Genomic DNA, 23,693 nt, shown 5'->3' on the forward strand with positions numbered 1-23,693 from the left:
TCCGGAACCGGGGACGGACCACCCGCCTGGACGCCCGCGGCTCAGGCCGTGGTGCCCGGCGCGTGCATCCATTGGACGAGCTGGACGATGACGCCGTTCGCGTCCGCGACCTGGAAGTAGCGCTCGCCCCACGCCTCCGTCTCGATGGGCGTCAGGATGTCCACGCCCTCCGCCTGGATGCGCGCGTATTCCGCATCGATGTCCTCCACGACGAACGCGACGATGAGCCCGTCCGCCCGGCGCGTCTTGAGCGACTCCGGCTTGAGCGTCTTCAGGCCCGTGCGCAGGTAGATGACGTTGAAGCCCACGTCGGGCCGGCTCAGCGACACGAAGCCGTCCGCGGCCATGGCCTCCGTGAAGCCGAAGTGGCGCTTCAGGAAGGCCGCGGAGGCCTCCACGTCAGCGACGTTCAGGGACACGGCGGAAGCGGTGACTCGCATGGACGGTTCCTCCCAACGGATTGGACGGCCTCAATCTACGTACGTCGTACGGAGTTGCACGTCAAGGTCGCGGCGTTGGAAGAATCCGGCGCATGGCATCGCACCGCAGCAGCATGGGAGACCCCACCCGGACGCTGGAGTTGTTGTGGCGGGAGTCCCTGCCCGCGAAGGGCCAGCGCGGTCCGAAGCAGACGCTCACCGTCACCGCCGTCGTCGAGGCGGCGGTGGCGCTGGCGGACGCGGAGGGGCTGGACGCGGTGACGATGCGGGCGCTGGCGGGGAAGCTGGGCATCGCGCCCATGGCCCTCTACACCTACGTGCCCGGGCGGGCGGAGCTCATCGACGTGATGCTCGACACGCTCTACGCGGGCATGGCCCGGCGCAAGCCGAAGGCCCGGGACTGGCGCTCCCGCCTGGAGGCCGTGGCGCACGACAACCGCGCCCTGTTCACCAAGCACCCGTGGCTCGCAGACGTGTCCACCACGCGCCCACCCCTGGGCCCGGGCCAGTTGGCCAAGTACGAATACGAGTTGCAGGCCCTGGAGGGCGTGGGCCTGGACGACGTGGCCCAGGACGCCGCGTTGACGTTCGTGCTGGGCTTCGTGGAGTCCTGCGCCCGCGCGGCGTCGGACCAGCGCGCCACGCGGCTGGAGTCACAAATGAGTGACGGGGCCTGGTGGGAGGCGAACGCGCCCCTGCTCTCGCGCATGTTCGATGCGGAGCGCTACCCCACCGCGTCCCGGGTGGGCTCCGCGGCGGGCTCGGCGCATGGTGCGGCGTACGACCCGGACCACGCCTATGCCTTCGGCCTGGAGCGCATCCTGGACGGGCTGGCCGTGCTCATCGAACGGCCGCGCGCGCCCCGGGCCCCGGTCCGGAAGACGCCCCGGAAGCGCGGCGGCTAGGTCCTGCCCCCTCAACTTTCCGAGTCCTTCTCAGCTTTCCGAGCGGCTCGGACAGGGGCCCCTCCTGGGGAGAGAGGCTGGCATCCGCATTGCTCAGGGCCCGGACACACCCTCTGCCTCGGAGTCGTCCGTGAACATCCATCGACTGCGCCGTCTCTTCTCGCGGGCCCTGCACGCGTCGCTCGCCACGCCCCTGGTGCTGGCGGGCTGTGGCACGGAAGGGGGCGTGAGCACGACGGACTATTCGGAGATTGAGTGCACGGACCGGGGTTTCGCCGTCAGCGACCTGACGCTGATCCCGGCGCCGGACTACGTGCAGCTCCGCTACGTCAGCCGCAACATGGGCCAGCCCCCCGACTCCTACACCCAGGCGTCGTCCTCCGGTCAGGCGTGCGCGACGGCCACCGACGTCCCCGCGTGCCAGGAGGCGCTGGAGAACGCGAGCGTCACCGAGGGCTTCCACCACGTCTGCCTGGACTTCTGCACGGACGCCTTCCTGGTGACGACCCGGGGCGACGAGGTGAAGACGCACGCGACGCTGGCGGAGCTCCAGCAGGTGCTGGGCACCATCGACACCGGGCAGGAGGCGGTGCTCAAGACCTTCGCTGCGGGCTACTCCCTCCTCTGCGGGAACAAGGAGCACGGCGCGGTGAAGCGCAACGACGACGGCAGCTTCAACGTCATCGCCACGAAGGGCTACGCGTGCGGGCCGGGCACGGAGCTGACGCAGCACGTGGTGAAGGTGACCGCCTCCGGCGAGGTCCAGGAGCTGGAGAAGCGCGTCCTGGAGAAGGGGGACCCCAACTGCAGCATCGGCCGGCGGCCGGTGGGGCTCCAGGTCGCGGAAGCCTGCGAGGCGCCCGAGGCGCTGGGGCGCTACTTCGCGGACGCGGCGCACCTGGAGGCGGCGTCGGTCCATGCGTTCCTGCGGCTGCGCGACGAGCTGGAGCTGCACGGCGCGGACGTGGGCCTCCAGGACGCGGCTCGCCGCAGCGCCATGGAGGAGGTCCAGCACGCCCGGGTGACGGACCGCCTGGCGCGGCGCTTCGGCGGCACGCCCCAGCGTCCGGTGGTGGAGGACCTGCCGCCGCGCTCGCTGGTGGAGGTGGCCCTGGAGAACGCCGTGGAGGGCTGCGTGCGGGAGACGTACGGCGCGCTGCTCGCGCACCACCAGGCGCTGCACGCGCGGGACCTGGAGGTGCGCGAGGCCATGGTCCGCATCGCGGAGGACGAGACGCGGCACGCGGCGCTGTCGTGGGACATCGACCAGTGGGCCCGCCCGCGCCTCTCCACCCAGGAGCGTGAGGCCCTGCGCGAGGCGCAGAAGCGCGCGGTGGCGCTCCTGCGGGAAGAGGTCCTGGTGCCGCTGGACGCGAGCATCATCACGGAGGCGGGCATGCCCACGCCCGAGGCGGCCCTGGCGCTGCTGGACACGCTGGAGCAGGACCTCTGGGCATGACGCGCAGGGGCCAGGACCTCCTGGGGTGAGTCCCCGGAATCCAAGGTTGGCGGGTCCGGCCAGGACGCTGCTACCCTGGCGCGGCGGCCGCCTCCCGCCCCGCCTTGTATGACAAAGGAATTCCGATGCCCGGCGACGTGCTTGTGATTCCAGTTCCCGTGGTGCCGGATCCCATCGTCTTCCCGGAAGACCCCTACTGGAGGGAGGCGGAAAGGCAGCAGCAGGAGGCCTGGCGGCTCGTCCAGAAGACGCTTCGCGAGACCGGCATGCTCCCCACGTGGGAGAAGCTCATGCGCAACCCCAAGTTCGCCGCGGCGGTGGCGGCGGAGGCGGAGCGCATCCTTGGCGAGGCCGCGGACGAGCTCGCGAAGCGGCGCGGCATCGAATACGGCATCCTGCTGCAGCTCCAGGCCTACTACGAGGCCCAGCGCAAGGCCCGCATCAAGAAGCTCCAGGCGGAGCCCCAGGGCCTGGGTGGCTTGCGCGGGGAGCACGCCACCGAGCAGTCGCAGAACACGACCTACGGCAAGGGCGCCGAGCTCCGGTCCAATCTCAAGCATTGGGCCAAGGGGCGGCGGACCGGGGACCGGCTCGTCATCGTGGGCACCCTGTCCGGCGCGGAGCTGAAGGAGGTGCTCAAGGCCTTTGATCCGCGCGTCAGCCTGAGTGAAATCAGGGACGATGCGACCTACGGCGGGGACCTGCTCGTCATTGGCCTGGAGACGCGCGACCCCCACCAGCGGCGGCTCTGGGGCCGGCACGAGCGGTACTCCTCCACCAAGACGGTGCAGATGAAGTGGGGTGAGACGACGGACCCCAACGGGATGCTCAAGATGATCACCTACGCGGGGATCCAGCTCGCCGGTCTACGTGACGAGCGGCCCGTGCCGGGAAGCCTCCGGGTCATCTCTGTCGGGGTCCTGAACCCCGCCCACCCCTGGAACACCCTGGATGGCACCTCCGCGGCCACGCTCATCCCCTATCTGGAGGGCGCTTTCGAGGGCGGCCAGAACCAGGGCTTCTCCGTGCCTCGCGAAGGGCTCCATGCGCACGTGGATCGCATCGTCATCCGCACCCAGAACTGGACCTTCCGCTTCGCCATCGAAGGCAACCGGATCTGCTTCGCCTCCGCGACCCATGCTCCCAATCAACACGCGAAGCTGCTCGCCGAGCCGCGGCCCGCCAAGAACATCGGCGGTGAGCGCCGGGGGATGTTGATCCTCGGCAGGGGCAAGGGAGGCGCCTTCATCCAGGTGACGGATGGAAAGGCGGGGCAGAAGACGTTCAAGGTCGACGTGCTCCCCGACGGGCTCAACCACCAGGACCCGGTCGTCTTCACGGTCGACCTGAAGGGCAAAGCGACGAACATTCGCAGGGCGTAGTGCGTGCGCCTGGCGGGCGTGGCTAGACGTCCCAGGGCGCGATCGGCTTCGCCTCGGGAGCAAAGGAGTTGGGCAGCTTTCCCCCGGAGCCCGCGTTGAAGCACCACCAGTCCTTGTCCGCGACCCCGCCACCGCCCCCCGTCGGGACGGGGTAGGCCGTGACGATGACGAGCTTGCCGGGCGCTTCTTTCTTGAGCGTGGGGCCCAGGGGACGCGCGGCGTCCACCAGCGTGACGACGACGTAGTCCACCTGGAAGGCATGGAACCGCTGCGTGTCGTTCTTCCGCTCGGAGGCGGAGGTGATGAGGGCCGCGGCGGTGCGGGAGTACAGGTTGATGCCTCCCGCCCTGCCCAGCAGATGGCCCAGCGCATCGGCGCCGGCTTCCGTGTTCAAGGCGGCGGTGATCGCCAGGATGGAGTCCTCCGGACTGTCGAACATGCTGTGGCCCTCCACGCGCTTGCCCCACTCGCCATAGAGGTGATCGTCCTGGGTCACATGGCCGAAGATGCGCTCGTTGCGCATGTGCTGCTCGGCATGGGACGCGCGCTCATGCTGGGTCACCTGGGTTTCGACCAGCGTCCCCAGCACGGAGGTGACCAGGGCCCCGGTCACCTCCCGGTTCAGTGCGAGGGTACGGAAATTCGCGATGGTTTCGTAGAAGGGCATGAGGGCACAAAGGCAAGCGCGTGTGTTCATTCCCTGTCAAGCGCGTGCCCATGCCATGCACCGGGATGCCAGACCGCGCGGAATCCCAATCCTGTTTCATCCTTGTTGACTCAACCGGACTTTCCAGGAATCCGCCTTGAGGGCCTACACCGGCCTTTGAGAGAATCCCGCGCGTGAACGCCCGCGCTCGCGTCCTCTCCGCCGTCCTGCTGGCCTCCTGCATCTGGGCCTGCGCCTCCTCGCCGCCGTCGGCCTCGCCGGATGCGTCTCCGGAGGCCGGCTCGCCCGCGCGCCTGTGGCAGAAGACGTCCGTGGCGGGGGACCTCGCGCGCTTCTCCCGGGACGGCACGCGCGTCACCGCCGAGGGCGCGCTGGAGCTGGACCCGTCCTCCTCCAAGGAGGGCACCGACCCGTTCCCCGCCGGCGGCTGGCTGGATGGCGGCAGCTTCTACAATGGCGGCGCCTTCCGCTTCGGCACCGCCACCTCCGAAGTCCAGTCCGTCCCCGGCGGCTTCGACAGCGTCGTGCCGTCCTTCGACGCGCAGACGCCTCCCGGCACCTGGGTGAAGCTCACCGTCGCCGCCCGCATCGAGGGCACCTGGACCCGGGACTACGAGCTGGGCGTCTGGGCCTTCGACACCGCCACCGTCGCCCGCCACAGCGTGGACGGCCAGGGCGACGCCGACGGCAACGTCCTCACCGACACCCTCAACCTCAAGCGCCGCGCGGACGCCCTGCGCGTCACCGTCCACCTCTTCTCCGACCGCGCGGACTCGAGCCCCCGCGTCCGGGCGCTCGCCGCCGCCGTCACCGACACGCGCCTCAAGCCCCAGGACGCCGCGTCCGACCGCGCCGCGTGGGGCGTCGTGCTCGACGTGCCGGGCTACTCGCAGATGATCTACCCCGACGGCGGCGAGGTCTGGTGCTCCCCCACGTCCACCACCATGCTGCTCGGCTACTGGAGCCGGAAGCTGGGCCGCGCGGACCTGCAACACCCCGTGCCCACCGCCGCCGCCCATACCTATGACTGGGTCTACAAGGGCACCGGCAACTGGAGCTTCAACACCGCCTACGCCTCCAACATGGCGGGCGGCGCGCTGCACGGGCTCGTCGCCCGCTTCGACTCCTTCGCCCCCGTGGAGCGCCTCGTCTCCGCTGGCATCCCCGTCAGCATCAGCATCGCCTACGAACCCGGTGAGCTCCCCGGCGGCGCCGCCCGCCGCACCGACGGCCACCTCATCGTCGTGAAGGGCTTCACCGATACAGGCGACGTCGTCGTCAACGACCCTGCTTTCGGCTCCAACGAAACCACCAGCGCCACCTACCCCCGCGCCGCGCTGTGGCGCGCCTGGCAGCACTCAAGGGGGGCCGCGTACGTGCTCTGGCCCGCCGGAACGCCCCTGCCCGCGCCGGGGCTGGTGCCCCTCCCGTAGCTCGCGTCCAGAGGCGAACACGCGGCCCACGCGGCCCGACGCGCAGTGTCCACTGGCCGGGGCAGCAGGCCGTCCGTCCCTTGACGTTTCGTCCCCTGTGAGCGACCCGACAAGCCCTTTAGCCTTCAGTCTTCAGAATTTAGGCTTGATTTCGGGTCGCGGAATGTAAATACCTGCGCCCGTGCATTTGATGTCTCCGCCGGTATTCCGGAACCGGGGACACGCCTGGAGGCAGGACCATGGAGCAGAAGCCGCTGCGGGACTTCCTGGAGATTCCCTACGACGAGCTGGAGGAGCTCAACCTCCGGGTGAAGGAACAGCGCCTCCGCCGCGAGTCGCCGGACAAGATTCGCGAGGAGCGGATCAAGTACCTGACCGACGAGAAGCGCATCAAGGCCGTGACCGTGTGCTTCACCGACCTGGAAGGTCGGCTGCACATGCTGGACTACGACAAGAAGTTCCTCCTCAAGAGCGCGGACAACCTCACCTTCGACGGCTCGTCCATCCGCGGCTTCTCCGCGCAGGCGGAGAGCGACCTGCGCCTGAACGTGGACTGGAGCGCGTTCTACTGGCTGCCCTCCGACATCTTCGGGCCCGGCAAGGTGCTGGCGTTCTGCGAAGTGCTGGAGCGCGACGGCACGCCGTACCACTCGGACATGCGCGGCCAGCTCAAGCGCGCCACCGAGCAGCTGTTCCAGAAGGACGGCACCGTGTTCCACGCGGCGCCGGAAATCGAGGGCTTCCTCTTCAAGAACCGTGACGCCGAGCGCCACTACCACGAAGAGGGCAAGTTCGAGTTCATCTCCATCGGCGGCTACTACCACGCGCTGCCGGGCGACGGGCTGCGCACCTTCATCGACAAGGCCGCGGAAGCGCAGCGCGCCATGGGCTTCCAGAACGAGAAGGACCACCCGGAGGTGGCGCCCTCGCAGTTCGAGATGAACTTCTCCTACAGCGAGGCGCTGGTCGCCGCCGACCAGATCCAGCTCTACAAGCTGCTCTGCCGCCAGGTCGCCGCGCAGCAGGGGCTGACGGCCAGCTTCCTGCCCAAGCCCGTCACGGGCGTGAACGGCAACGGCATGCACATCAACATGTCGCTGTCGAAGAACAACAAGAACCTGTTCTACGACAAGGGCGGCCAGGACGGCCTGTCGGCCATGGGCTGGGACTTCATCGACCGCATCCTGACCAACGCGAACGACATCTGCCTGGTGCTCAACTCCAGCGTGAACGCGTACCGCCGGTTGGATCCGCACTACGAGGCGCCCAACCAGATCAAGGCCTCCGCGAACAACCGCGGCGCCATGGTGCGCATCCCGTTCGGCAACGAGCGCAGCGCGCGCGTCGAGTGCCGCTCCGTGGCGCCGGACGCGAACCCGTACATGGTGCTCTTCACGCTCCTGAAGACGGGCCTGGAGGGGCCGCAGCCGCAGGAGGACGCGGAGACCAAGCGCAGCCGCACGCGCTTCCTGCCGGACAACATCTACGACGCGGTGCGCTTCTTCAAGGGCAGCCAGTTCGTCGCGCAGACGCTGGGTGAGCAGGTGCAGGGCAAGTACGCGGAGCTGAAGATTGCCTCCGCGGACCGCTGCCCCAAGCAGCTGGGCACCCGCGTGAAGGAGTCGGAGATCCAGTTCCATCACGAGGTGACCAACCAGTACCTCTGGAACCTCTTCTAGAGCTGGCGGTAGCGCGCCTGGAGGAACAGGTAGGCGGCGTAGGCCACCAGGCCCGCCGCCACCACCCCCAGGAGCACGTCGCCCGCGGGTTGGCGGGCGACGACGGCCAGGGCCTCTCCCAGGCCCTTGGCCTCACCGGGGTTCGCGTCCACGCCCGCGAGCACCAGGAACCCACCGATGACGGTGAACACCACGCCCCGCGCCGCGATGCCGAACTGGCACACGCGCTCGATGCGGTGCTGATGGCTCGCCGCCAGGCCCGTGAGCGTGAGCTTCTCCCGGAACTTCGCCTTCCACGCCGTGTGGAACTGCTTCAGCGCGAAGCCGATGATGCCCAGCCCCACCAGCACCACCAGGACGCGGCCGAAGGGCTGCTCCATCAGCGTCGCCGTCCAGCCCTGGGTGCCCTTGCCCTTGTCCTGTGAAGCGCCGATGACGGTCTTCACGGCGAACAGCGCCAGCGAGCCGTAGATGGCGCCGCTGATGAAGTACATGGCGCGCGCGGCGATGCCCTTCGCGTCCGAGCCCTTGTCCTCCGTGTCCGCGAACGCCTGCGCGAAGCGCCAGACGACGAAGCCGACCAGGCCCACCGCCAGCAGTGACAAGAGCGCGATGCCGAAGGGCCCGTGCGCCACGGTGGCCACCGCGCCGTGGCTGTCCGTCGCGCGGCCGCCCTCCCCCGCCGCGAGCTTCAGCGCCAGCACGCCGATGATGGCGTAGACCGCGCCCTTCGCCGCGTAGCCCATGCGGCCCAGCTTCTTCGCCCACGGGTGGTTCGCGGCATCCTTCGCGCCCCGCGACAGCCGCTCCATGCCCGGCCCACGCATCACGTCCATCGTCGCCATTCGGTCTGCTCCTCCCGGCCTCCTGGACCGAAGGACAGGGTGCGCATCCGGCGGGCCAAACGGATTCCAGCCGCCTCCCCGGTTCCCCGTCCGGCCGGGGAACGGAGGGCCCGGCTGGCTGGCCGCTAGGCGAAGGCGTCGCGGTGGCGCCGGGCCCAGGCCTCGAAGGTCCCGGGCGCGTGGCCCGTCAGCCGCGCCACCTCCGGCGTCGTGACCTCGCCCTTGCCGGAGCGGACCGCCGCCCAGAGCTCGCCCAGCCCCTCCACCAGCCACGAGGGCATCCCCGCCTTGCGCACGTTCGCGAGCGCGCCTTCGACGGGCACGTCCACGCACCGCAGCGGCCGGCCCAGCACGCGGGAGAGGATGGCCACCTGGTCGTGGGCGCTCAGCAGCTCCTCGCCGGTCAGCGCGTAGGCCTGTCCCTCGTGACCGTCCCGGGTGAGCGCCAGCGCCGCCACCTCCGCGATGTCCCGGGGGTCGATGGGCGCCATCCGTCCGGAGGCCGTCGGCGTGAAGATGGGCGTCCCCGCCTTCACGTTGCCCGCCCACTGGAGCGCGTTGGACATGAACATGCCGGGGCGCACGAAGGTCCACGCCATCCCGGAGTCGCGCAGCCGCTGCTCGCTGTCACGGTGCTTCCCGGCGATGCCGCTGTTGCCCGTGCCCAGCGAGGACAGCTTCACCACGTGCGTCACGCCCGCCCGCCGCGCCTCCTCCACGAGCACGGCCTCCGCGCGCCCCTCCACGTCATCCATCGGCGACACCAGGAACAGCCGCCGCACGCCGCGCACCGCCTGCTCCACCGTGGCGCGGTCGCGCAGGTCCCCCACCACGCGCTCGATGCCGGGCGGAAGCGCCGCCACCCTCTTCGCGTCGCGGGTGACGACCCGCAGCGGGACGCCCTCCGCGGACAGCCGCGCCACCACTTCCCTGCCGATGTTCCCTGTCGCTCCGGTCACCAGAATCATCACGGGCCTCCCGCCTTCGTGAACCAACGGGCGGATTAGTAATTGACCAATCAATTACCCACAACGCAAAGTGCGGACAGGTCCGGGGTGCATCGGGCGGCTCTCAGCGCTTCGCGCGGGCCGGTGGCGCGAGCCCTGCCCAGAGCGTGTCCACGACGCGGCGCACGTGCTCACGGGAAGGAGCTGAGCCCTTGCGGCCCGCGCCCACCACGGTGAGGAAGGCGTGGTGCCAGAGGGCGCCGACGAAGGTCTGCGCGAACACCTGGAAGTCGCCGTCGCGCACGCGGCCGAGCCGGGCCTCCTGGGCCAGGTAGTCGGCGATCTTCTCCACGCGCGCGGCGGCCCGGCCCGAGGCCCGCTCCAGGTCGGAGGGGGACGTCGCCTCACCGCCGGGCGTCTGGCGGTTGCTCCACGCCATCATCAGCGTGGGGATGAAGCGCTGGGACTTCTCCGCGAGCCCCAGGCCCAGCTCGACGAGGGTGTCCTCCACGCGTCCCTTGCCCACGCGCGCGTCCAGGTCCACGGGCAGGGGTGGCTCGGCGTCCACGGTCTGCGAGCCCATGGCCGCGCGGAACAGGGCCTCCTTGCTCTTGAAGCGCTTGAAGAGGATGCCGGGCGACACCTTCGCGCGCGCGGCGATCTCCGCGGTGGTGGCGCGCACGCCGCGCTCGAGGAACAGCTCTCGCGCCGCCTTGAGCAGCACGTCGTCCTGGATGGTGACGGGTCGGGCCATGAGGGGGAGGCTTCAGCGCAGGGTGCGCACGGCCTGTACCACGCGGGGCCACTCCTTGGAGCGCGGGTCGATGAGCTCGAAGTGGCCCGCGCCCTTCAGGGGGACCAGGTGCACGGGGTCCTTCTGCTGGACGCCCCGGGCGTGGAAGCCCTCGCTGACCTTCAGGGGGACGGTGTCGTCCTCGGTGCCGTGGATGAGGACCTGCGGCAGCTTCAGCGGCTGGAGGGCGGCGGGCGAGGCAACGGCGTAGCGCTCCGGGACCTGCTCCGGGGTGCCGCCCATGAAGGTCTTCACGATGCCCTTGCCCAGGTCCAGCGCCGCGCCCTGCGCGAGGTCCAGCACGCCGGCCAGGGACACCACGCCCCTCAGCTTCAGGGGTGCGTCGCGGTACAGCGCCTGCTTCGGCGTGAGGCGGTGCCGCGCGGCCAGCCACATGGCCAGGTGTCCGCCGGCGGAGTGGCCCATGGCCACGACGTTGGACAGGTCCAGGCCCAGGGACGGAGCCGCGTCCATCAGGTGGTCCGCCGCGGAGGCCACGTCCTCCAGGGTGCCGGGGAAGCCGCCGCCGTCCTGGCCCACGCGGCGGTACTCCAGGCTCCAGGTCGCGAAGCCGCGCTTCGTCAGGTCCGCGCACAGGTGGCCCGCGTGCTCCAGGCCGTACTCGGCGCGCCAGAAGCCGCCGTGGACGAAGAGGACCACCGGGTGCGGGCCCTTGCCCTTGGGCTTGCGCAGCTCGGTGAACTGCTGCGGGGCTTCGCCATAGGCGATGCGCGCGTCCGGCTTCGGCTGCGGCGTTTCCAGGACCCACATGGAGCTCATGCGCGCATCTTGAGAACGGGCGGGCGGGCACCGCAAGTCGCGCCACGCCGCCGTGCGTGGGGGATGGAGGGTCCAGTACGCTTCCGGCGTGCTTGAGGCGAACGAAGCAGAGCTGCGCATGGCCGTGGCCGAGGGCCTCCTCCCCCGCGAGGACCTGGAGGCCGTGCGCGAAGAGGCCGCGAGGCGCGGGGTCTCCCCGCTCCAGCTCCTCGTGGAGCAGGGGCGGATCTCCGCGGACTCGCTCGTGTCGCTGCGCAGGAGCATGGAGACAGCAGCGGAGACGCCCCCCCCGCACAAGGGCACGGGCGACGACACGCTGCCTCCGGGCGCCGTGCCGGCCGCCGTGACGGACGGGCCCGCGTTTCCAGTGCCGAACTGGACGCTCTACCGGCCCATCCGCTTCCTGGGACAGGGCGGCATGGGCCGCGTCTTCCTGGCCCGGGACCTGCGGCTGCACCGCGACGTGGCGCTGAAGTTCGTCCGCGACGAGGACCCGGAGCTGTCGCGCCGCTTCATCTCCGAGGCCCGCGCCCAGGCCCGCGTGGACCACGAGCGCGTCTGCCGCGTGTACGAGGTCGGCGAGGTCCAGGGCCGCGCGTACATCGCCATGCAGTACATCCCGGGAGCGCCACTGCACACCCTGGCCGGCACGCTGTCCGTGGAGCAGAAGGCGCTCGTGCTTCGCGACGCCACGCTGGGCGTGCACGCGGCCCACCTGGCCGGGCTGGTGCACCGCGACCTCAAGCCGTCCAACATCCTCGTGGAGCGCGGCGAGGACGGTGCCCTGCGCCCCTACGTCATGGACTTCGGTCTGGCGCGCGACTGGACCAGCGACGACGCCGCCACCGCCACCGGCACGGTGCTGGGTACGCCCCAGTACATGGCCCCCGAGCAGGCCCGGGGCGAGGTGTCCCGCCTGGACCGGCGCGCGGACGTCTACAGCCTGGGCGCCACGCTGTACCACCTGCTCACCGGCCAACCCCCTGTCACCGGTGCCAATGGATTGGAGGTGCTCGGCCGCATCGCCACCCAGGAGCCCCGCCGGCCGCGCGAGCTGGACGCGGAGATTCCGGCGGACCTGGAGGCCATCGTCCTCAAGTGCCTGGAGAAGGAGCGCTCGCGGCGCTACGGATCCGCGCGGGCGCTGGCGGACGACCTCACGCGGTTCCTCGAAGGCGACCGGGTGCTCGCGCGCACCGGCCCTGCGTACCGGGTGCGCAAGTGGGTGGGCCGTCACCGGGTCGCGGTCGTCATCGCGGGCATCACCGGGCTCGCGGTCGCGGGCACCGTGAGCCAGGCCGTGGTGGCCCGGCGCGAGGTCTCCCAACGCGAGGCCCTGACCCGCCGCTTCACCGAAGGCGTCGAACGCATCGAGGCCCAGGCCCGCTACTCCGGCCAGGCGCCCCTGCACGACACGCGGCCGGACCGCGAAGCGATGCGCGCTCGCATGCGCGACATCGAAGCCGCCATGCGGGATGCCGGTCCCGTCGCGGAGGGCCCGGGACACTACGCGCTGGGACGCGGGTTCCTCGCACTGGGAGACGAGGAGGCCGCGCGCACGCACCTGGAGGCCGCCTGGGCGAAGGGCTTCCGCGAGCCCCGCGTGGCGTATGCGCTCGCGCTCGTCCTGGGCCGCCGCTACCAGCGCGAGCGGCTGGAGGCGGACCGCAACCCGGACGCGGCCAGCCGCGAGACGAAGCGCCGCGAAGCCCAGACGCACTCACGCGATCCAGCGCTGGCGTTCCTGGAGCAGGGCCGTGGCGCGGAGGTGCCCGCCCCTGAATACGCGGAGGCCCTTCGCGCCTTTCACCAGGAGCGCTTCGAGGACGCGCTGAGGTCCCTGGACGCGCTGGGCACGCTGCTGCCGTGGTTCCACGAAGCGCCGCTGCTGCGGGGCGACGTCCTGCTCGCCCGCGCCGTGCGCCATGCCCTGGCGAGTGAGCGCGACGCGGCCCGGGACGACCTGGAGGCCGGACGCCGGGCCTACGAGGCGGCGGCGGAGATTGGCCGCAGCGTGTCCGCCGTGCACCGTGCGCGGGCGGAGCTGGAGCAGGAGGTCCTGCTGCTGGAGCTGTCCGGCAAGGGCGACGTGCTGCCCGCGTACACGCGAGGGATGGAGGCCGTGTCACGCGCGCGCACGGTGGCTCCCGATGAAGCGGATACGTGGGTGCTGGAGGCCCGGTTCCACCGGCGCCTCGCCCAGATGCGAGTGAGCAGCGGGGACGACGTGGAGCCGCTGCTCACGCGCACGCTCGACGCGGCGAAGGAGGCGCTGAGGCTCGAGCCTTCCAAGGTGGAGGCACGTCACGCGCTGGCCATGGGCTGGTGGCAGTGGGCCAGCTACCGGCAGGTCCGGAACGAGGATCCGCGCGAACAACTGCGCGCCGCCGTCGCCGCCTTCGAATCCATCCCGGCAACCGCGCGCGACTACGACTTCCACCTGGACCTGGGGCTCGTCTTCAAGGTGTGGGCGGACTCCGAGGACGGACGCGGCGGGGACTCACTGCCCTTCCGGCAGCAGGCCATCGCGTCCTACCGGCAGTCGTTGGCATTGGATGCGAAGCGGCCGGATGCGTGGATCAACCTGGGCACGGCGTACGTGAACCGCGCCAACCACCCGCGTGCGCCGTCGAAGGACGCGGACCTGGAGGAGGCGAGGATGGCGCTGGAGCGCGCGAGCACGCTCGACCCGGGCAATGTCGTCGCGTGGTTCTACCTGGCGGAGGTGCACCGTGCGCTCGCCCTGCGCCTGCGCGACCACGGCGGCGACGCGGGGCCGGGGCTCGCCCGCGCGCTGGAGGCCTACCGGCACGGCGTGACCATCAACCCGAAGCTGCCGCCGTTGCGGAACGGCGTGGGCACGGTGCTGCTCGACCAGGCCCGTGAGGCGTGGGACCGGGGAGACGCGCCGGAGCCCCTGCTGGACCAGGCGGAGCAGGCCTTCCTGGAGGCCATCGCCGTCGCGCCCAAGGTGGGCTTCGCGCACAACAACCTGGGAGAGGTGCGCATGTGGCGCGCGACCTGGCGGCTGCCGCGCGACCAGGACCCCAGCGCGAGCGCGAAGGAGGCCCAGGCCGAGCTCCAGCAAGCCACGGCGTTGCTGCCGGGACTCGCCGAGCCGTGGGCCAACCTGGGACAGGTGCATCACAGCGTCGCGGCCTACGCGCTGAAGCACGGGAAGGATCCACGCCCGGCGCTCGCCCAGGCCACGGAGGCGCTGGAGCACGCGCTGAAGCTCAACCCGTCACTCGCCCAGGCGTGGCGCTGGAGGGCCGAAGCCCGGGCGCTCCAGGCCCGCGACGAAGCCCGGCGGGGCCTGAAGCCAGAGGCGTCCTTCCAGGCCGCGGCGAGCGACTTCCAGAAGGCGCTGGAGCTGGAGCCCGAGAACCTGGACGCGCGCCTGGCCTACGGCGCCTTCCTGCGTGAGTGGGGCGCGACCGCTCTCGGCCCGGAAGCCCGCGCCCACCTCCAGCAGGGCCTGTCCCTCACCGAAGCCGTGCTCACCGCGCGCCCGAAGTGGAAGGACGCGAACGGGCTGCGCGAGGCCCTGCGGCGAGCCCTCGCGAAGCTGCCGCCGGACTGACCACAACTTCACGTCGGGTGAAGAGCCAAGAAGAACCCAACCCAGGCTCCAAGGCGCTCCGGGTCCACCGCGACGCCGCCAGCCTTCAGTGATGAGAAAGAGAGAGCCCACAGGGACTCCTCCGCGGGGCGAACCGGCCGAACTGGTCCGACAGTCGGACCAGTTTGGGAAGGACGCGGCCGGGGGGCTCCCGCTCCGGCCAAGCAGCGGAAACCTGTCCGACAGTCGGACAGGACTGCGCTCCGCCCTGAACACCGGAAGCCGTACCCGGTCAGTCACCTCCCGCACGACGGGGTAGCCTCGTACGCCCCGGACTCTTCCGGGCGGGAGCACTTCAATGAGCGCAGGCACGCCCCCTTTTGGCCCCCAGGTCTTCACCCCAGCGGACGCCGCTTACGAACAGCGCGTCCGCGACAGCTTCGCGCGCCAGCGTGTCATGAGCACCATCGGCGCGGCGCTGACCTCCGTGTCACCGGGCGAGGTCGTCATCGAGTTGCCGTTCCGGGAGGACCTCACGCAGCAGCACGGCTATCTACACGCGGCCATCGTCACGGCCATCGTCGACAGTGCCTGCGGCTACGCGGCGTTCTCGCTGATGCCCGTGGACGCCGCCGTGCTGACGGTGGAGTACAAGGTGAACTTCCTTGCGCCCGCCGCAGGCCGGAAGTTCATCGCCCAGGGCCGGGTGACGAAGCCCGGCCGGACGCTCACGGTCACCACGGGTGACGTGTTCGCGGAGACCGACGCGGGCCTCAAACCCATCGCGACCATGCTCGCGACGATGATGGCCGTGAGCCACCGGGAAACCTCGGGCTGAGCCGAGGCGCGACCTCAACCGCGACGCTCGCGGTTGCGTCGCTTTCATTCAAGGGGCGCCGAGGGCTGCCAGTGCTTCGGCCTCGACTCGCTTGATCCAGGATGCCTTGCAGTTGCCGTAGGCGTGGGAATCGTCGGGATGGAGGCGTTGGCATCGCGCCTTCTCATCGTTGTATTCGCGCGCGACGGTGGGATGCGTTCGAAGGTAGTCGCGAAAGGCGAGGTGCCGCGTGATCTCGGGCGACCCCTCGACGAAGCAGTGGAGTTGCACCACACGCTCGCGGGTCACGGGATCATGAAGGGTGCAGTAGCGCCGCCCGGGCAGGCCGAGCTCGCCCCACCACTCGTAGCCCATCGCCTCGAGCTCGCCCCGCCGTGCATCGAGCGCCTCCAGAGAAGCGACGACAGGGATGAGGTCGAGGATGGGCTTCGCGTGGATGCCTGGAACGGCCGTGGAGCCGATGTGGTGCACCTCGCGCACGTTGGCACCCAGCGCGCCTTTGAGTGCCTGACCGTGCGCGACGGCAGCGTCTGCCCAGCGCGGCTCGTGTGGGACGAGACAGACCTTGATGGGTGGAGGCATGGCGCCGAGCATCGTAGGGGACGCGGCTCGCGCCAGGCACTCCCCCTCGCGCTCACAGGTTCGAGCCAGCGTCCGCCGCGAAGTAGTGCGCGTCGTCCAGGTCCGCCAGGAGCCCGGGCCCTTCGGGACGCCAGCCGAGCAGCTCGCGCGTGCGGGCGCTCGACGCAGGGCCATCGAGCGCGAAGAACGTGCCCAGGATCCCCAGGAACGCACCCGCTTCCTCTGGCGCCTTCGAGACGACCGGCACTCCCAATCGGCGGCCGATGACGTTCGCGATCTCCCGGGTGGGCACGCCCTCGTCCGCGACGGCGTGGAGCCTTGAACCCGCGGGGGCCTTCTCCAGCGCGAGCCGGAAGAGCCGGGCCGCGTCCGACCGGTGCACGGCGGGCCAGCGGTTCGTCCCCTCTCCGACGTAGACGGCCATGCCATTCCGGCGCGCGGAAGCGATGAGGTACGGCACGAAGCCATGGTCCCCCTTGCCGTGGACCGACGGCGAGAGCCGCACGATGGACGAGCGCACGCCGCGCGCCGCGAGCGCGATCATCACCTCCTCCGACAGGCCGCGTCCCCGCGAGGCGGCCAGGTCGGTCTCCACGGAGGGCCGCCCCTGCGCGAGGCCAAATATCCCCGCGGCGATGACCAGGGGCCGCTGCGAGCCCTCGAGCTCCGCGCCCATGGCTTCAATCGCGCGCGTGTCGGCGCGCATGGAAGCTTCGTAGTTGGAGAAGTCGTGGATGAACGCCAGGTGGATGACCCCGTCCGCCTTCGCCGCGCCGGCGCGCAGGCTGTCCGGGTCCTCCAGCGAACCGCGATGCACCTGGGCCCCCGCCGCCTCCAGGGCCCGGGCTGAAGCCTCCGAGCGGGCAAGCCCCACCACCTGATGCCCCGCCCCCAGGAGTTCAGGGACGACGGCCGAGCCAATGAAGCCAGACGCACCGGTCACGAATACGCGCATGGAAAAGCCCCTTCATGTCAGTTGCTGACATCACTACTAACAAGTGATGTCAGTGACTGCAATCAGGTTATGCTTCCCGCCATGGGCCGCTGGGAACCCAACGCACGAGACCGGCTTGCACAGGCCGCGATGACCCTGTTCCAGGAGCACGGGTACGACCGGACGACGGTGCAGGACATCGCCGCGCGCGCGGGGCTCACGGAGCGGACGTTCTTCCGCTACTTCACCGACAAGAAGGAGGTCCTGTTCGGCGGCTCGGAGCTGATCCACGAGCGCATCGTCACCACCATCGCGGAGGCGCCCCCGGGGACCTCGCCGCTCGACGCGGTGGCCGCCGCGATGGAGGCCATGGCCCCCTTCTTCAAGGACCGCCGTGACCATTCCCGGGCGCGCCAGGCGCTGCTCGCCGCGCACGCCGAGCTTCGGGAGCGCGAGCTCATCAAGCTGGCCTCGATGGCCTCGGCCGCCGCGGAGACGCTGAGAAAGCGCGGCGTCACCGAGCCCACCGCGAGCCTGGCCGCCGAGGCGGGCATCGCGGTCTTCAAGGTCGCGTTCGAGCGCTGGCTCGAGGACCCGAAGGCGCAGGACTACTCCCGGCACCTCCAGCTCGGACTCGACGAGCTCCGAGCCCTCACGGCGAGCACCGGGACGGAGGCCCCGGCCGCGCCTCCCAAGCAGCCCGCGAAGCCGGTCAGGGCTCGCAAGCCCTGACGGGGCCTGGTTCAGTCCTCGCCGCGACCGGTGACCTCCAGCGTGCCGTTGATGGTCTCCTTGATGCCCTGCGGCGGCTTGGCGTCGGAGCAATCGCCCTTCGTCGGGCTGGACCACCACGGGCTCGACTTCGTCAGGTCCTTGCCGCGCACCCTCCACGAAGCGCTCCCGCATGCGGGGACCAGCAGCGGGTTGGGCGACTCTTTCTTCAGGAGCGCATCGTCCGACAGACCGACGCACCGGGCCTGATTCACCTGGGACACGAACGTCACCTTCTTACCGGCCGGCACCGTCACCAGGTCGCTGCTGAAGTGCACCTTGTCGTCCAGGAGGGTGATGTTCACCACCGTGCCGCCCTCGGTATCCGTGGGCGTGCTCGACGAGCAGGGCTGCACCGGGCCGGGGTCGCTCGACGCGGTTTCAGCGGGGGTGGCACGAGGGCCGCTGGCACAGGCCAGCAGCAGTCCGGTGAGGCACAGCGGGAAGATGACGCGGCTTCGCATGGGGAACCCTCCAAGGGGGATGAGCACTGACGGCGCAACGACTGAGCAGCAAGCGTGCCACGCGGCGCACCCGTCCGTTCACGTCCCCTTCGCCACCAACCCCAGCTCCTTCAGCCGCCGCCCCAGCGCGCGCTTCGACACCTCCAGCGTGCGCGCCATCGCGTCCAGGTCGCCGCCGCAGGCCTCGAAGCAGCGGGTGATTTCGTCCGCGCCCAGGTCTCCCGCCGTGCGCAGGTTCGGGCTCCGCTCGATGAGGTCGTAGACGGACGGGCGCGGGATGCCCAGCGCGTCCGCCGTGGCCTTCAGGTCCCACGCGCTCGCACGCAGCGCGGCCAGCAGCTCCGCCTCCGTCACCTGAGAGGGCTTGCGCCGGGGCACCGCCGCCTCGCGCGCATCCGGAGCACCCGGCCCTCGCGCCGGAGCCGTGGCGGAGCCCGCCGCTGTCGAGGCAGCACCCGTGCCCCATGCCGGCCCCATGGCGGAGCCCACCGCCGTCGCGGGAGCGCCCACGGGCAGCGCGGCGCCTGCTCCGGAAGCTCGCGCCGGGGCCGCCACCTCCGACACGCCCAGCAGCTCATCCAGCTGCGAGTCCGCCTGGAGCCGCGCCTGTCCCCGGCTTCCAATCACGAGCTGCCGCGTGAGGTTGCGAAGCTGCCGGATGTTGCCCGGCCACGCCGCGCGCACCAGCCTCGACGCCAGCGGCGCGGGCAGCCATGGCTCCGCGTGCGGATCCTCCGAGTCCAGCCGCGCCGCCTCCCCCAGCGCCGCCAGCTCCTCGCGCGCGAAGTGGAAGAACAGCCGGCCCACGTCCTCGCGCCGCTCGCGCAGCGCGGGCACGCGCAGGTCATAGCCCGCCAGCCGGTGCAGCAGCGGCGCCTTGAAGCGCCCGTCGCGGATCTGCTCCTCCAGGTGCGCGTCCGTCGCGGCGATGAGCCGCACGTCCACCGTCACCGGGTGGCTCGCGCCCACGGGGTACAGCTCCCCGGTCTCCAGCACGCGCAGGAGCATCACCTGCACCTCGGGGGGCGCCTCGCCCACCTCGTCCAGGAACAGCGTGCCCCCGTGCGCGGCGCGGAAGAAGCCCTCGCGGTCCCGCGTCGCCCCCGAGTACGCGCCCTTCTGCGAGCCGAACAACTCCGCCGCCGCCAGCTCCTTGGGGATGGCGCCCAGGTTGACGCTCACGAAGCGCCCCGCCTTGCGCGGTCCCAGCCGGTGGATGGCCTGCGCCACCAGCTCCTTGCCCGTGCCCGTCTCGCCGCGGATGAGCACCGACACGTCCAGGTCCGCCACCCGCTCGATGTGCTTGCGCAGCCGCCGCAGGCCCGCGCTCTCCCCCACCATGCCCAGCGTGTCCGCCGCGCCCTCGCCGTCCAGCTCCACCGGGTGCAGCAGCAGCACCACGCGGCCGGACAGCTCCAGCGCCACGCCGTCCCGCCACTCCGACGGCCCGAAGTCCCGCGTGCCCTGGACCAGCACGCCCGCCGCGACCACGTGCGTGCCGTCCTCCGGCACCGTCAGCCTCACGCCGCCGTCCGGCAGGGCGGAGAGCTCCAGCGGCTTGCGGCTCACGAACGGATCCGCCAGCGGCAGCCCCAGCGAGCTGCCCGGCGGAGCGAAGTCCGGGGCGTTGCGCGACAGGGCCACCGGACGCCCCGCCACCAGCGCGTCCAGCAGCCTCCGGTCCCCCACGCGCCGGGGCACCGGATGGGACACCACCGTCAGCGCGGGCACCACGCGGGGAGCCCCCCGGGAGGCTCCGCGCTCCTGCATCGCGGCCGTGGAGATGTCGGCGAGAGGGTCGTGCGGCATGGCCCACGACCCTACCGCACCCGCTTCCCGGCCTCAGCGGCGCGCCGACTTCGGCGCCAGGCTCACCGTCACGGTGTAGTAGCCCGTGCCCTGGTCGAACGACACCGCGGAGGAGATGTCGTAGTTGGTGCTCTTCGCGATGACGCCCGGGCCGGAGTCGTGCGACCAGCGGCTGTCCCACCACAGCACGAACTGGTCCGACGGGCTGGCGCCGCACGAGTACGTCACGGCACCCTCGTCTCCCATCAGCCCCCAGTTGGGCTCCGCGTTGAACAGGTTCTGCGTGCCCGACTGCGTCGTCACGTTGGGAGGCGTCGCCGGGTTGATGTAGCCGTGGTCGATGGTGGGGGTGCCGACGGGCAGCCAGTTGGCACCGCTGGTGTTGTTGGCGATGAACTTCACGGGATTGACGCCCATGGTCTTGCTCCTGAGGGGGTTGAGGTGATGCCTCCCCCTAGAGCAACCGCGATGCCACGCCCCCTTCCCTCGGAAGGCCCCTGCGCCACCCCCCTTTCGACGCGTCGAAATCCGTCGACCGACCCGTCGGCCCCCTTGCCGCACTGCGTTTTCGAACAATCCGCGACAAGTTCTTGAAGTCTGGGAACCTACCGGGTTGAGACAGCCCCGCTCACACGGGTAGCCTGGGAAGGCATGCCGAGTCTCGAACGCCTCGTGTTTCAGCAGAGCTTCGAAGGGCTGATTCGCGCCCTGGGTGACCACCTGGACGATTCCTGCGCGCGGCAGCTGCGCGAGGTCGGCATCGATCCACGGGGAAAGCTGTCGGTGGCCTATCCCCTGGACGTGTGGGTGGAGTCGCTGAAGCTGGCGGCGTCCGTGCTCGCGCCCGCGGCCACGCTGGATGACGGCGCGGAGGTGGTGGGCCGGCGCTTCCTGGAGGGCTACGGGGCCACGCTCATTGGCAGCGCGCTCCTGGCGGGCGTGCGGCTGTTGGGCCCGCACCGGATGCTGGAGCGGATGACGCGCAACCTGCGCACGGGCACCAACTACCTGGAGGCGCGGCTGGAGCAGACGGGCCCCACGCGCTACGTGCTCACCTGCCGCCCGGTGGTGGTGGCGGGCTTCTACCGGGGCTTGTTCGCCGCCGGCCTGGAGATGAGCGGCGCGCATGGCGCCTCCGTGGTGCTGATGCGCAGCGCGGGCGACGCGGCCGTGTACGACCTGTCCTGGCTGCCGGAGAAGGGCGCCAGCAAGCCGCCCGACGTGAAGGCGCCGCCAGCCCGGAGCCCCGAGCCGAGGAGCTGAGCGGGCCCTATATTCGGCCCATGCTCCGTCTGACGAAAACCGCCGTGGTGGTGCTCGCGCTGGCCCTCTCTTCCGGGGCGCTGGCCGCGGGCGGCAGTCCGCAGCTCCAGACCTACTTCCAGGGCTCGGTGGACAGCCCCGCCTACCAGCAGCAGGCCTTCCAGCGCGTCGCGAAGGCCTGGAAGCAGCCGGGCCCCAAGGGCACGCCGGCCCTGGGCAAGAAGACCATCGTGCAGGCCGTGCTCGACAAGGACGGCAAGCTGGTCTCCACCGCCATCCTCACGGAGTCCGGCGCCAAGGCATGGGATGCCGCCGCGCTGGCCGCGGTGAAGAAGGCGGCGCCCTTCCCGCCCCTGCCCAAGAGCACCACGGCCGCCACGGTGGAGGCGCACTTCCACTTCGCGTGGGTCAACTCACCTTGATGACAATCTTCCCGAAGTGCGCGCCCTGCTTCATGTGCTCGAAGGCGGCGCGCGCTTCCCCGAAGGGGAACACGCGGTCCACCACGGGGTGGATGTCATTGAGCGCGAACGCGCGGGTGAGGGCCTCGAAGGACTGACGGTGTCCCACGAACACGCCCTGCACGCGCAGGTTCTGCATCAGGATGGGGACGAGTGACACGGAGCCCGCCCCGCCGGACAGCACGCCGATGACGGACACGGTGCCGCCCACGCGCACCGCCTTGAGTGACTTCTCGAAGGTGCCCGCGCCGCCCACCTCCACCACGTGGTCCACGCCCACGCCTCCGGTGAGCGTGCGCGCCGCCTTCTCCCAGTCCGGCGTGGTGACGTAGTTGATGCCCTCCTGCGCGCCCAGCTTCAGGGCCCGCTCCAGCTTGTCGTCGCGGCTGGACGTGACGATGACGTGCGCGCCAAACAGCCGGGCAATCTGCAGCGCGAAGATGGACACGCCGCCCGTGCCCTGGACCAGCACGGTGTCGCCGGCCTTGAGCCCGCCCTGCGTGACGAGCGCGCTCCACGCCGTCACCGCCGCGCACGGCAGCGTGGCGGCCTCCTCGTCGGACAGGTACGCGGGCGTGGGCACCACGCCGTCCTCGTGCAGCAGCACCGTGTCCGCGAGCGCGCCGTCCAGCGGTCCGCCCAGCGTGGTGGCTGTGATGGCCTTCGTGGGCTCACCGGCCTGCCACCCTTGAGCGAACAGCGTCATCACCCGGTCACCGGCCTTCACGCGGGTGACGCCCGGCCCCACCGCGTCCACCACGCCCGCGCCGTCCGAGTTGGGCACCAGCGGCAGCTTCTGGCGAGGGTTGTAGCGCCCCTCCACCATCATCAGGTCCCGCGAGTTGAGGCTCGTGGCCTTCACGCGCACGCGCACCTGGAAGGGTCCAGGCGTGGGGTCCGGCCGCTCCGCGCGCACCAGGTTGTCCAGACCAAAGGCACCGCGAATCTCGTAGACGTTCATGGCCCACGACCTTAGAGGCAGGACTCCACACCGAACAGGGCCCCGCCATGTCACTGCTCCAGAAGTTGATGGAACACCCCTCGCTCCATGACCCCTGCGGGACGGCCGCGAAGCGGGCCCACCTCAAGGCCAGCCTTCCGCCCTCCGTCGCGACGAAGCAGGTGGACGACGACCTGAGGCTCTCCGAAGGTGAGGACCTCCTCGTCGAAGAGGGCCGCCTCCACGTGAAGGGGCACCTCCTCCTGGACGACCAGTCCCGCCTGCTGGTCGCGGGGGACCTGGTGGTGGAGGGCAACATCCTCCACGAAGGGTTCGACTACGCCCTGCTCTTCGCGGGCGGCTCCATCCAGGCGGACAACCTCCTCTTCCACGGAGAGCTGGTCGCGTTGGAAGGCCTCAGCCTGCGCGGCGCGGCCTGGACCTACTACAATGATTACTCCACCTACGCCGACACACTGACGGCCCGCGCGGTGGTGGCGGACGACCGCGCGGACGCCGTGGACCGGATCCACGCGGACACGCACCTCCAAGGTCACTCCCAAGTCATCGCCGCGGCGCTGGAGCAGTTGCTGCACCCCGAGGCGTGGGACAGGTACCAGGAGGGCGCCTACCCCGCGCTGGCGAAGCACCTGCGCCAGGGCCAGCCGCTGCTGCGCGATTCGCCTCCGCGACGCAAGTAATTGCCCAGGGCACCTGGGAAGTCCTTCTTCACGAAATG

23 protein-coding genes are annotated in these 23,693 nt (G+C 70.9%); 11 read left to right on the plus strand and 12 right to left on the minus strand.

The features are described 5' to 3' along the window. Nucleotides 1-41: 41 nt before the first annotated feature. On the minus strand, nt 42-440 hold the full coding sequence (locus JYK02_RS17750; RefSeq protein ID WP_207052544.1) for a VOC family protein: 399 nt from the start codon (nt 438-440) through the stop codon (nt 42-44). 92 nt (nt 441-532) lie between these two features. Here JYK02_RS17750 and JYK02_RS17755 point away from each other — a divergent pair, with 92 nt between their 5' ends. The 3 genes from JYK02_RS17755 (at nt 533) to JYK02_RS17765 (ending at nt 4,186) form a co-directional block, all read left to right on the plus strand. After that, complete coding sequence (locus tag JYK02_RS17755) at nt 533-1,345, plus strand: TetR/AcrR family transcriptional regulator C-terminal domain-containing protein (protein ID WP_242588789.1); 813 nt, start codon at nt 533-535, stop codon at nt 1,343-1,345. A 130-nt stretch (nt 1,346-1,475) separates the two neighbouring features. Further along, nucleotides 1,476-2,804, plus strand: a complete 1,329-nt coding sequence (locus tag JYK02_RS17760; protein ID WP_207052545.1) for a ferritin-like domain-containing protein — start codon at nt 1,476-1,478, stop codon at nt 2,802-2,804. Nucleotides 2,805-2,929: 125 nt separating this feature from the next. Then, nucleotides 2,930-4,186 (plus strand): hypothetical protein, encoded by a 1,257-nt coding sequence (locus JYK02_RS17765; RefSeq protein ID WP_207052546.1) that lies wholly within the window; start codon nt 2,930-2,932, stop codon nt 4,184-4,186. Between the two features lie 22 nt (nt 4,187-4,208). Here JYK02_RS17765 and JYK02_RS17770 read toward each other — a convergent pair whose 3' ends face one another. Continuing rightward, nucleotides 4,209-4,853, minus strand: coding sequence for a hypothetical protein (locus tag JYK02_RS17770; RefSeq protein ID WP_207052547.1), 645 nt, complete (start codon nt 4,851-4,853; stop codon nt 4,209-4,211). Nucleotides 4,854-5,026: 173 nt separating this feature from the next. Here JYK02_RS17770 and JYK02_RS17775 point away from each other — a divergent pair, with 173 nt between their 5' ends. Both JYK02_RS17775 and JYK02_RS17780 read left to right on the plus strand, forming a co-directional pair. Further along, nucleotides 5,027-6,286, plus strand: a complete 1,260-nt coding sequence (locus JYK02_RS17775) for a C39 family peptidase (RefSeq protein ID WP_207052548.1) — start codon at nt 5,027-5,029, stop codon at nt 6,284-6,286. Nucleotides 6,287-6,525: 239 nt separating this feature from the next. Beyond that, a complete protein-coding gene (locus JYK02_RS17780; protein WP_207052550.1) occupies nt 6,526-7,965 on the plus strand; it encodes a glutamine synthetase family protein in 1,440 nt (479 codons plus the stop codon). Here the strand turns inward: JYK02_RS17780 and JYK02_RS17785 are convergent. From JYK02_RS17785 to JYK02_RS17800, 4 genes are all read right to left on the minus strand, one after another. After that, nucleotides 7,962-8,810, minus strand: coding sequence for a DUF1206 domain-containing protein (locus JYK02_RS17785; RefSeq protein WP_207052552.1), 849 nt, complete (start codon nt 8,808-8,810; stop codon nt 7,962-7,964). The two genes, JYK02_RS17780 and JYK02_RS17785, sit on opposite strands and share 4 nt — an antisense overlap. A 125-nt stretch (nt 8,811-8,935) precedes the next feature. After that, complete coding sequence (locus tag JYK02_RS17790) at nt 8,936-9,778, minus strand: SDR family oxidoreductase (protein WP_207052554.1); 843 nt, start codon at nt 9,776-9,778, stop codon at nt 8,936-8,938. Between the two features lie 103 nt (nt 9,779-9,881). Further along, a complete protein-coding gene (locus JYK02_RS17795; protein WP_120525593.1) occupies nt 9,882-10,511 on the minus strand; it encodes a TetR/AcrR family transcriptional regulator in 630 nt (209 codons plus the stop codon). Nucleotides 10,512-10,523: 12 nt separating this feature from the next. Next, nucleotides 10,524-11,330 carry an alpha/beta hydrolase family protein gene (locus JYK02_RS17800; RefSeq protein WP_207052556.1) on the minus strand — a complete coding sequence of 269 codons (807 nt, stop codon included), beginning with the start codon at nt 11,328-11,330 and terminating at the stop codon, nt 10,524-10,526. A gap of 88 nt (nt 11,331-11,418) precedes the next feature. On the opposite strand from JYK02_RS17800, the gene JYK02_RS17805 reads away from it, so the two are divergent. Both JYK02_RS17805 and JYK02_RS17810 read left to right on the plus strand, forming a co-directional pair. Next, on the plus strand, nt 11,419-14,913 hold the full coding sequence (locus JYK02_RS17805) for a protein kinase domain-containing protein (RefSeq protein WP_347402518.1): 3,495 nt from the start codon (nt 11,419-11,421) through the stop codon (nt 14,911-14,913). Nucleotides 14,914-15,250: 337 nt separating this feature from the next. After that, nucleotides 15,251-15,730, plus strand: coding sequence for a PaaI family thioesterase (locus JYK02_RS17810; RefSeq protein ID WP_207052558.1), 480 nt, complete (start codon nt 15,251-15,253; stop codon nt 15,728-15,730). 48 nt (nt 15,731-15,778) lie between these two features. On the opposite strand, the gene JYK02_RS17815 is transcribed toward JYK02_RS17810, so the two are convergent. Beyond that, nucleotides 15,779-16,312: a GrpB family protein gene (locus JYK02_RS17815; RefSeq protein WP_207052560.1), complete on the minus strand. Its 534-nt coding sequence runs from the start codon at nt 16,310-16,312 to the stop codon at nt 15,779-15,781. 52 nt (nt 16,313-16,364) lie between these two features. Further along, entirely contained in the window at nt 16,365-17,267 is a 903-nt protein-coding gene (locus JYK02_RS17820) for an SDR family oxidoreductase (RefSeq protein ID WP_207052562.1), read from the minus strand. A gap of 81 nt (nt 17,268-17,348) precedes the next feature. Between JYK02_RS17820 and JYK02_RS17825 the strand changes: the two genes are divergently transcribed. Beyond that, nucleotides 17,349-17,978 (plus strand): TetR family transcriptional regulator, encoded by a 630-nt coding sequence (locus JYK02_RS17825; protein ID WP_207052563.1) that lies wholly within the window; start codon nt 17,349-17,351, stop codon nt 17,976-17,978. Nucleotides 17,979-17,989: 11 nt separating this feature from the next. Here JYK02_RS17825 and JYK02_RS17830 read toward each other — a convergent pair whose 3' ends face one another. The 3 genes from JYK02_RS17830 to JYK02_RS17840 form a co-directional block, all read right to left on the minus strand. Next, the gene (locus JYK02_RS17830) at nt 17,990-18,481 is read right to left on the minus strand and encodes a hypothetical protein (protein ID WP_207052565.1); all 492 of its coding nucleotides are present in this window, start codon (nt 18,479-18,481) and stop codon (nt 17,990-17,992) included. Between the two features lie 78 nt (nt 18,482-18,559). Further along, complete coding sequence (locus tag JYK02_RS17835) at nt 18,560-20,290, minus strand: sigma 54-interacting transcriptional regulator (protein WP_207052567.1); 1,731 nt, start codon at nt 20,288-20,290, stop codon at nt 18,560-18,562. A gap of 33 nt (nt 20,291-20,323) precedes the next feature. Beyond that, nucleotides 20,324-20,707: a hypothetical protein gene (locus tag JYK02_RS17840; RefSeq protein ID WP_207052569.1), complete on the minus strand. Its 384-nt coding sequence runs from the start codon at nt 20,705-20,707 to the stop codon at nt 20,324-20,326. Nucleotides 20,708-20,941: 234 nt separating this feature from the next. Between JYK02_RS17840 and JYK02_RS17845 the strand changes: the two genes are divergently transcribed. Both JYK02_RS17845 and JYK02_RS17850 read left to right on the plus strand, forming a co-directional pair. After that, nucleotides 20,942-21,553, plus strand: a complete 612-nt coding sequence (locus tag JYK02_RS17845) for a DUF2378 family protein (RefSeq protein ID WP_207052571.1) — start codon at nt 20,942-20,944, stop codon at nt 21,551-21,553. A gap of 20 nt (nt 21,554-21,573) precedes the next feature. Beyond that, a complete protein-coding gene (locus tag JYK02_RS17850; RefSeq protein ID WP_207052573.1) occupies nt 21,574-21,975 on the plus strand; it encodes a TonB family protein in 402 nt (133 codons plus the stop codon). Here the strand turns inward: JYK02_RS17850 and JYK02_RS17855 are convergent. Beyond that, nucleotides 21,962-22,975 carry a zinc-dependent alcohol dehydrogenase family protein gene (locus JYK02_RS17855; RefSeq protein ID WP_207052575.1) on the minus strand — a complete coding sequence of 338 codons (1,014 nt, stop codon included), beginning with the start codon at nt 22,973-22,975 and terminating at the stop codon, nt 21,962-21,964. The genes JYK02_RS17850 and JYK02_RS17855 overlap by 14 nt on opposite strands. Before the next feature lie 47 nt (nt 22,976-23,022). On the opposite strand from JYK02_RS17855, the gene JYK02_RS17860 reads away from it, so the two are divergent. Beyond that, nucleotides 23,023-23,655 (plus strand): hypothetical protein, encoded by a 633-nt coding sequence (locus JYK02_RS17860; RefSeq protein WP_207052578.1) that lies wholly within the window; start codon nt 23,023-23,025, stop codon nt 23,653-23,655. The last annotated feature ends 38 nt before the right edge of the window (nt 23,656-23,693 follow it).

Origin of the sequence: Corallococcus macrosporus, from assembly GCF_017302985.1 — a bacterium.
Lineage (GTDB): Bacteria > Myxococcota > Myxococcia > Myxococcales > Myxococcaceae > Corallococcus > Corallococcus macrosporus_A.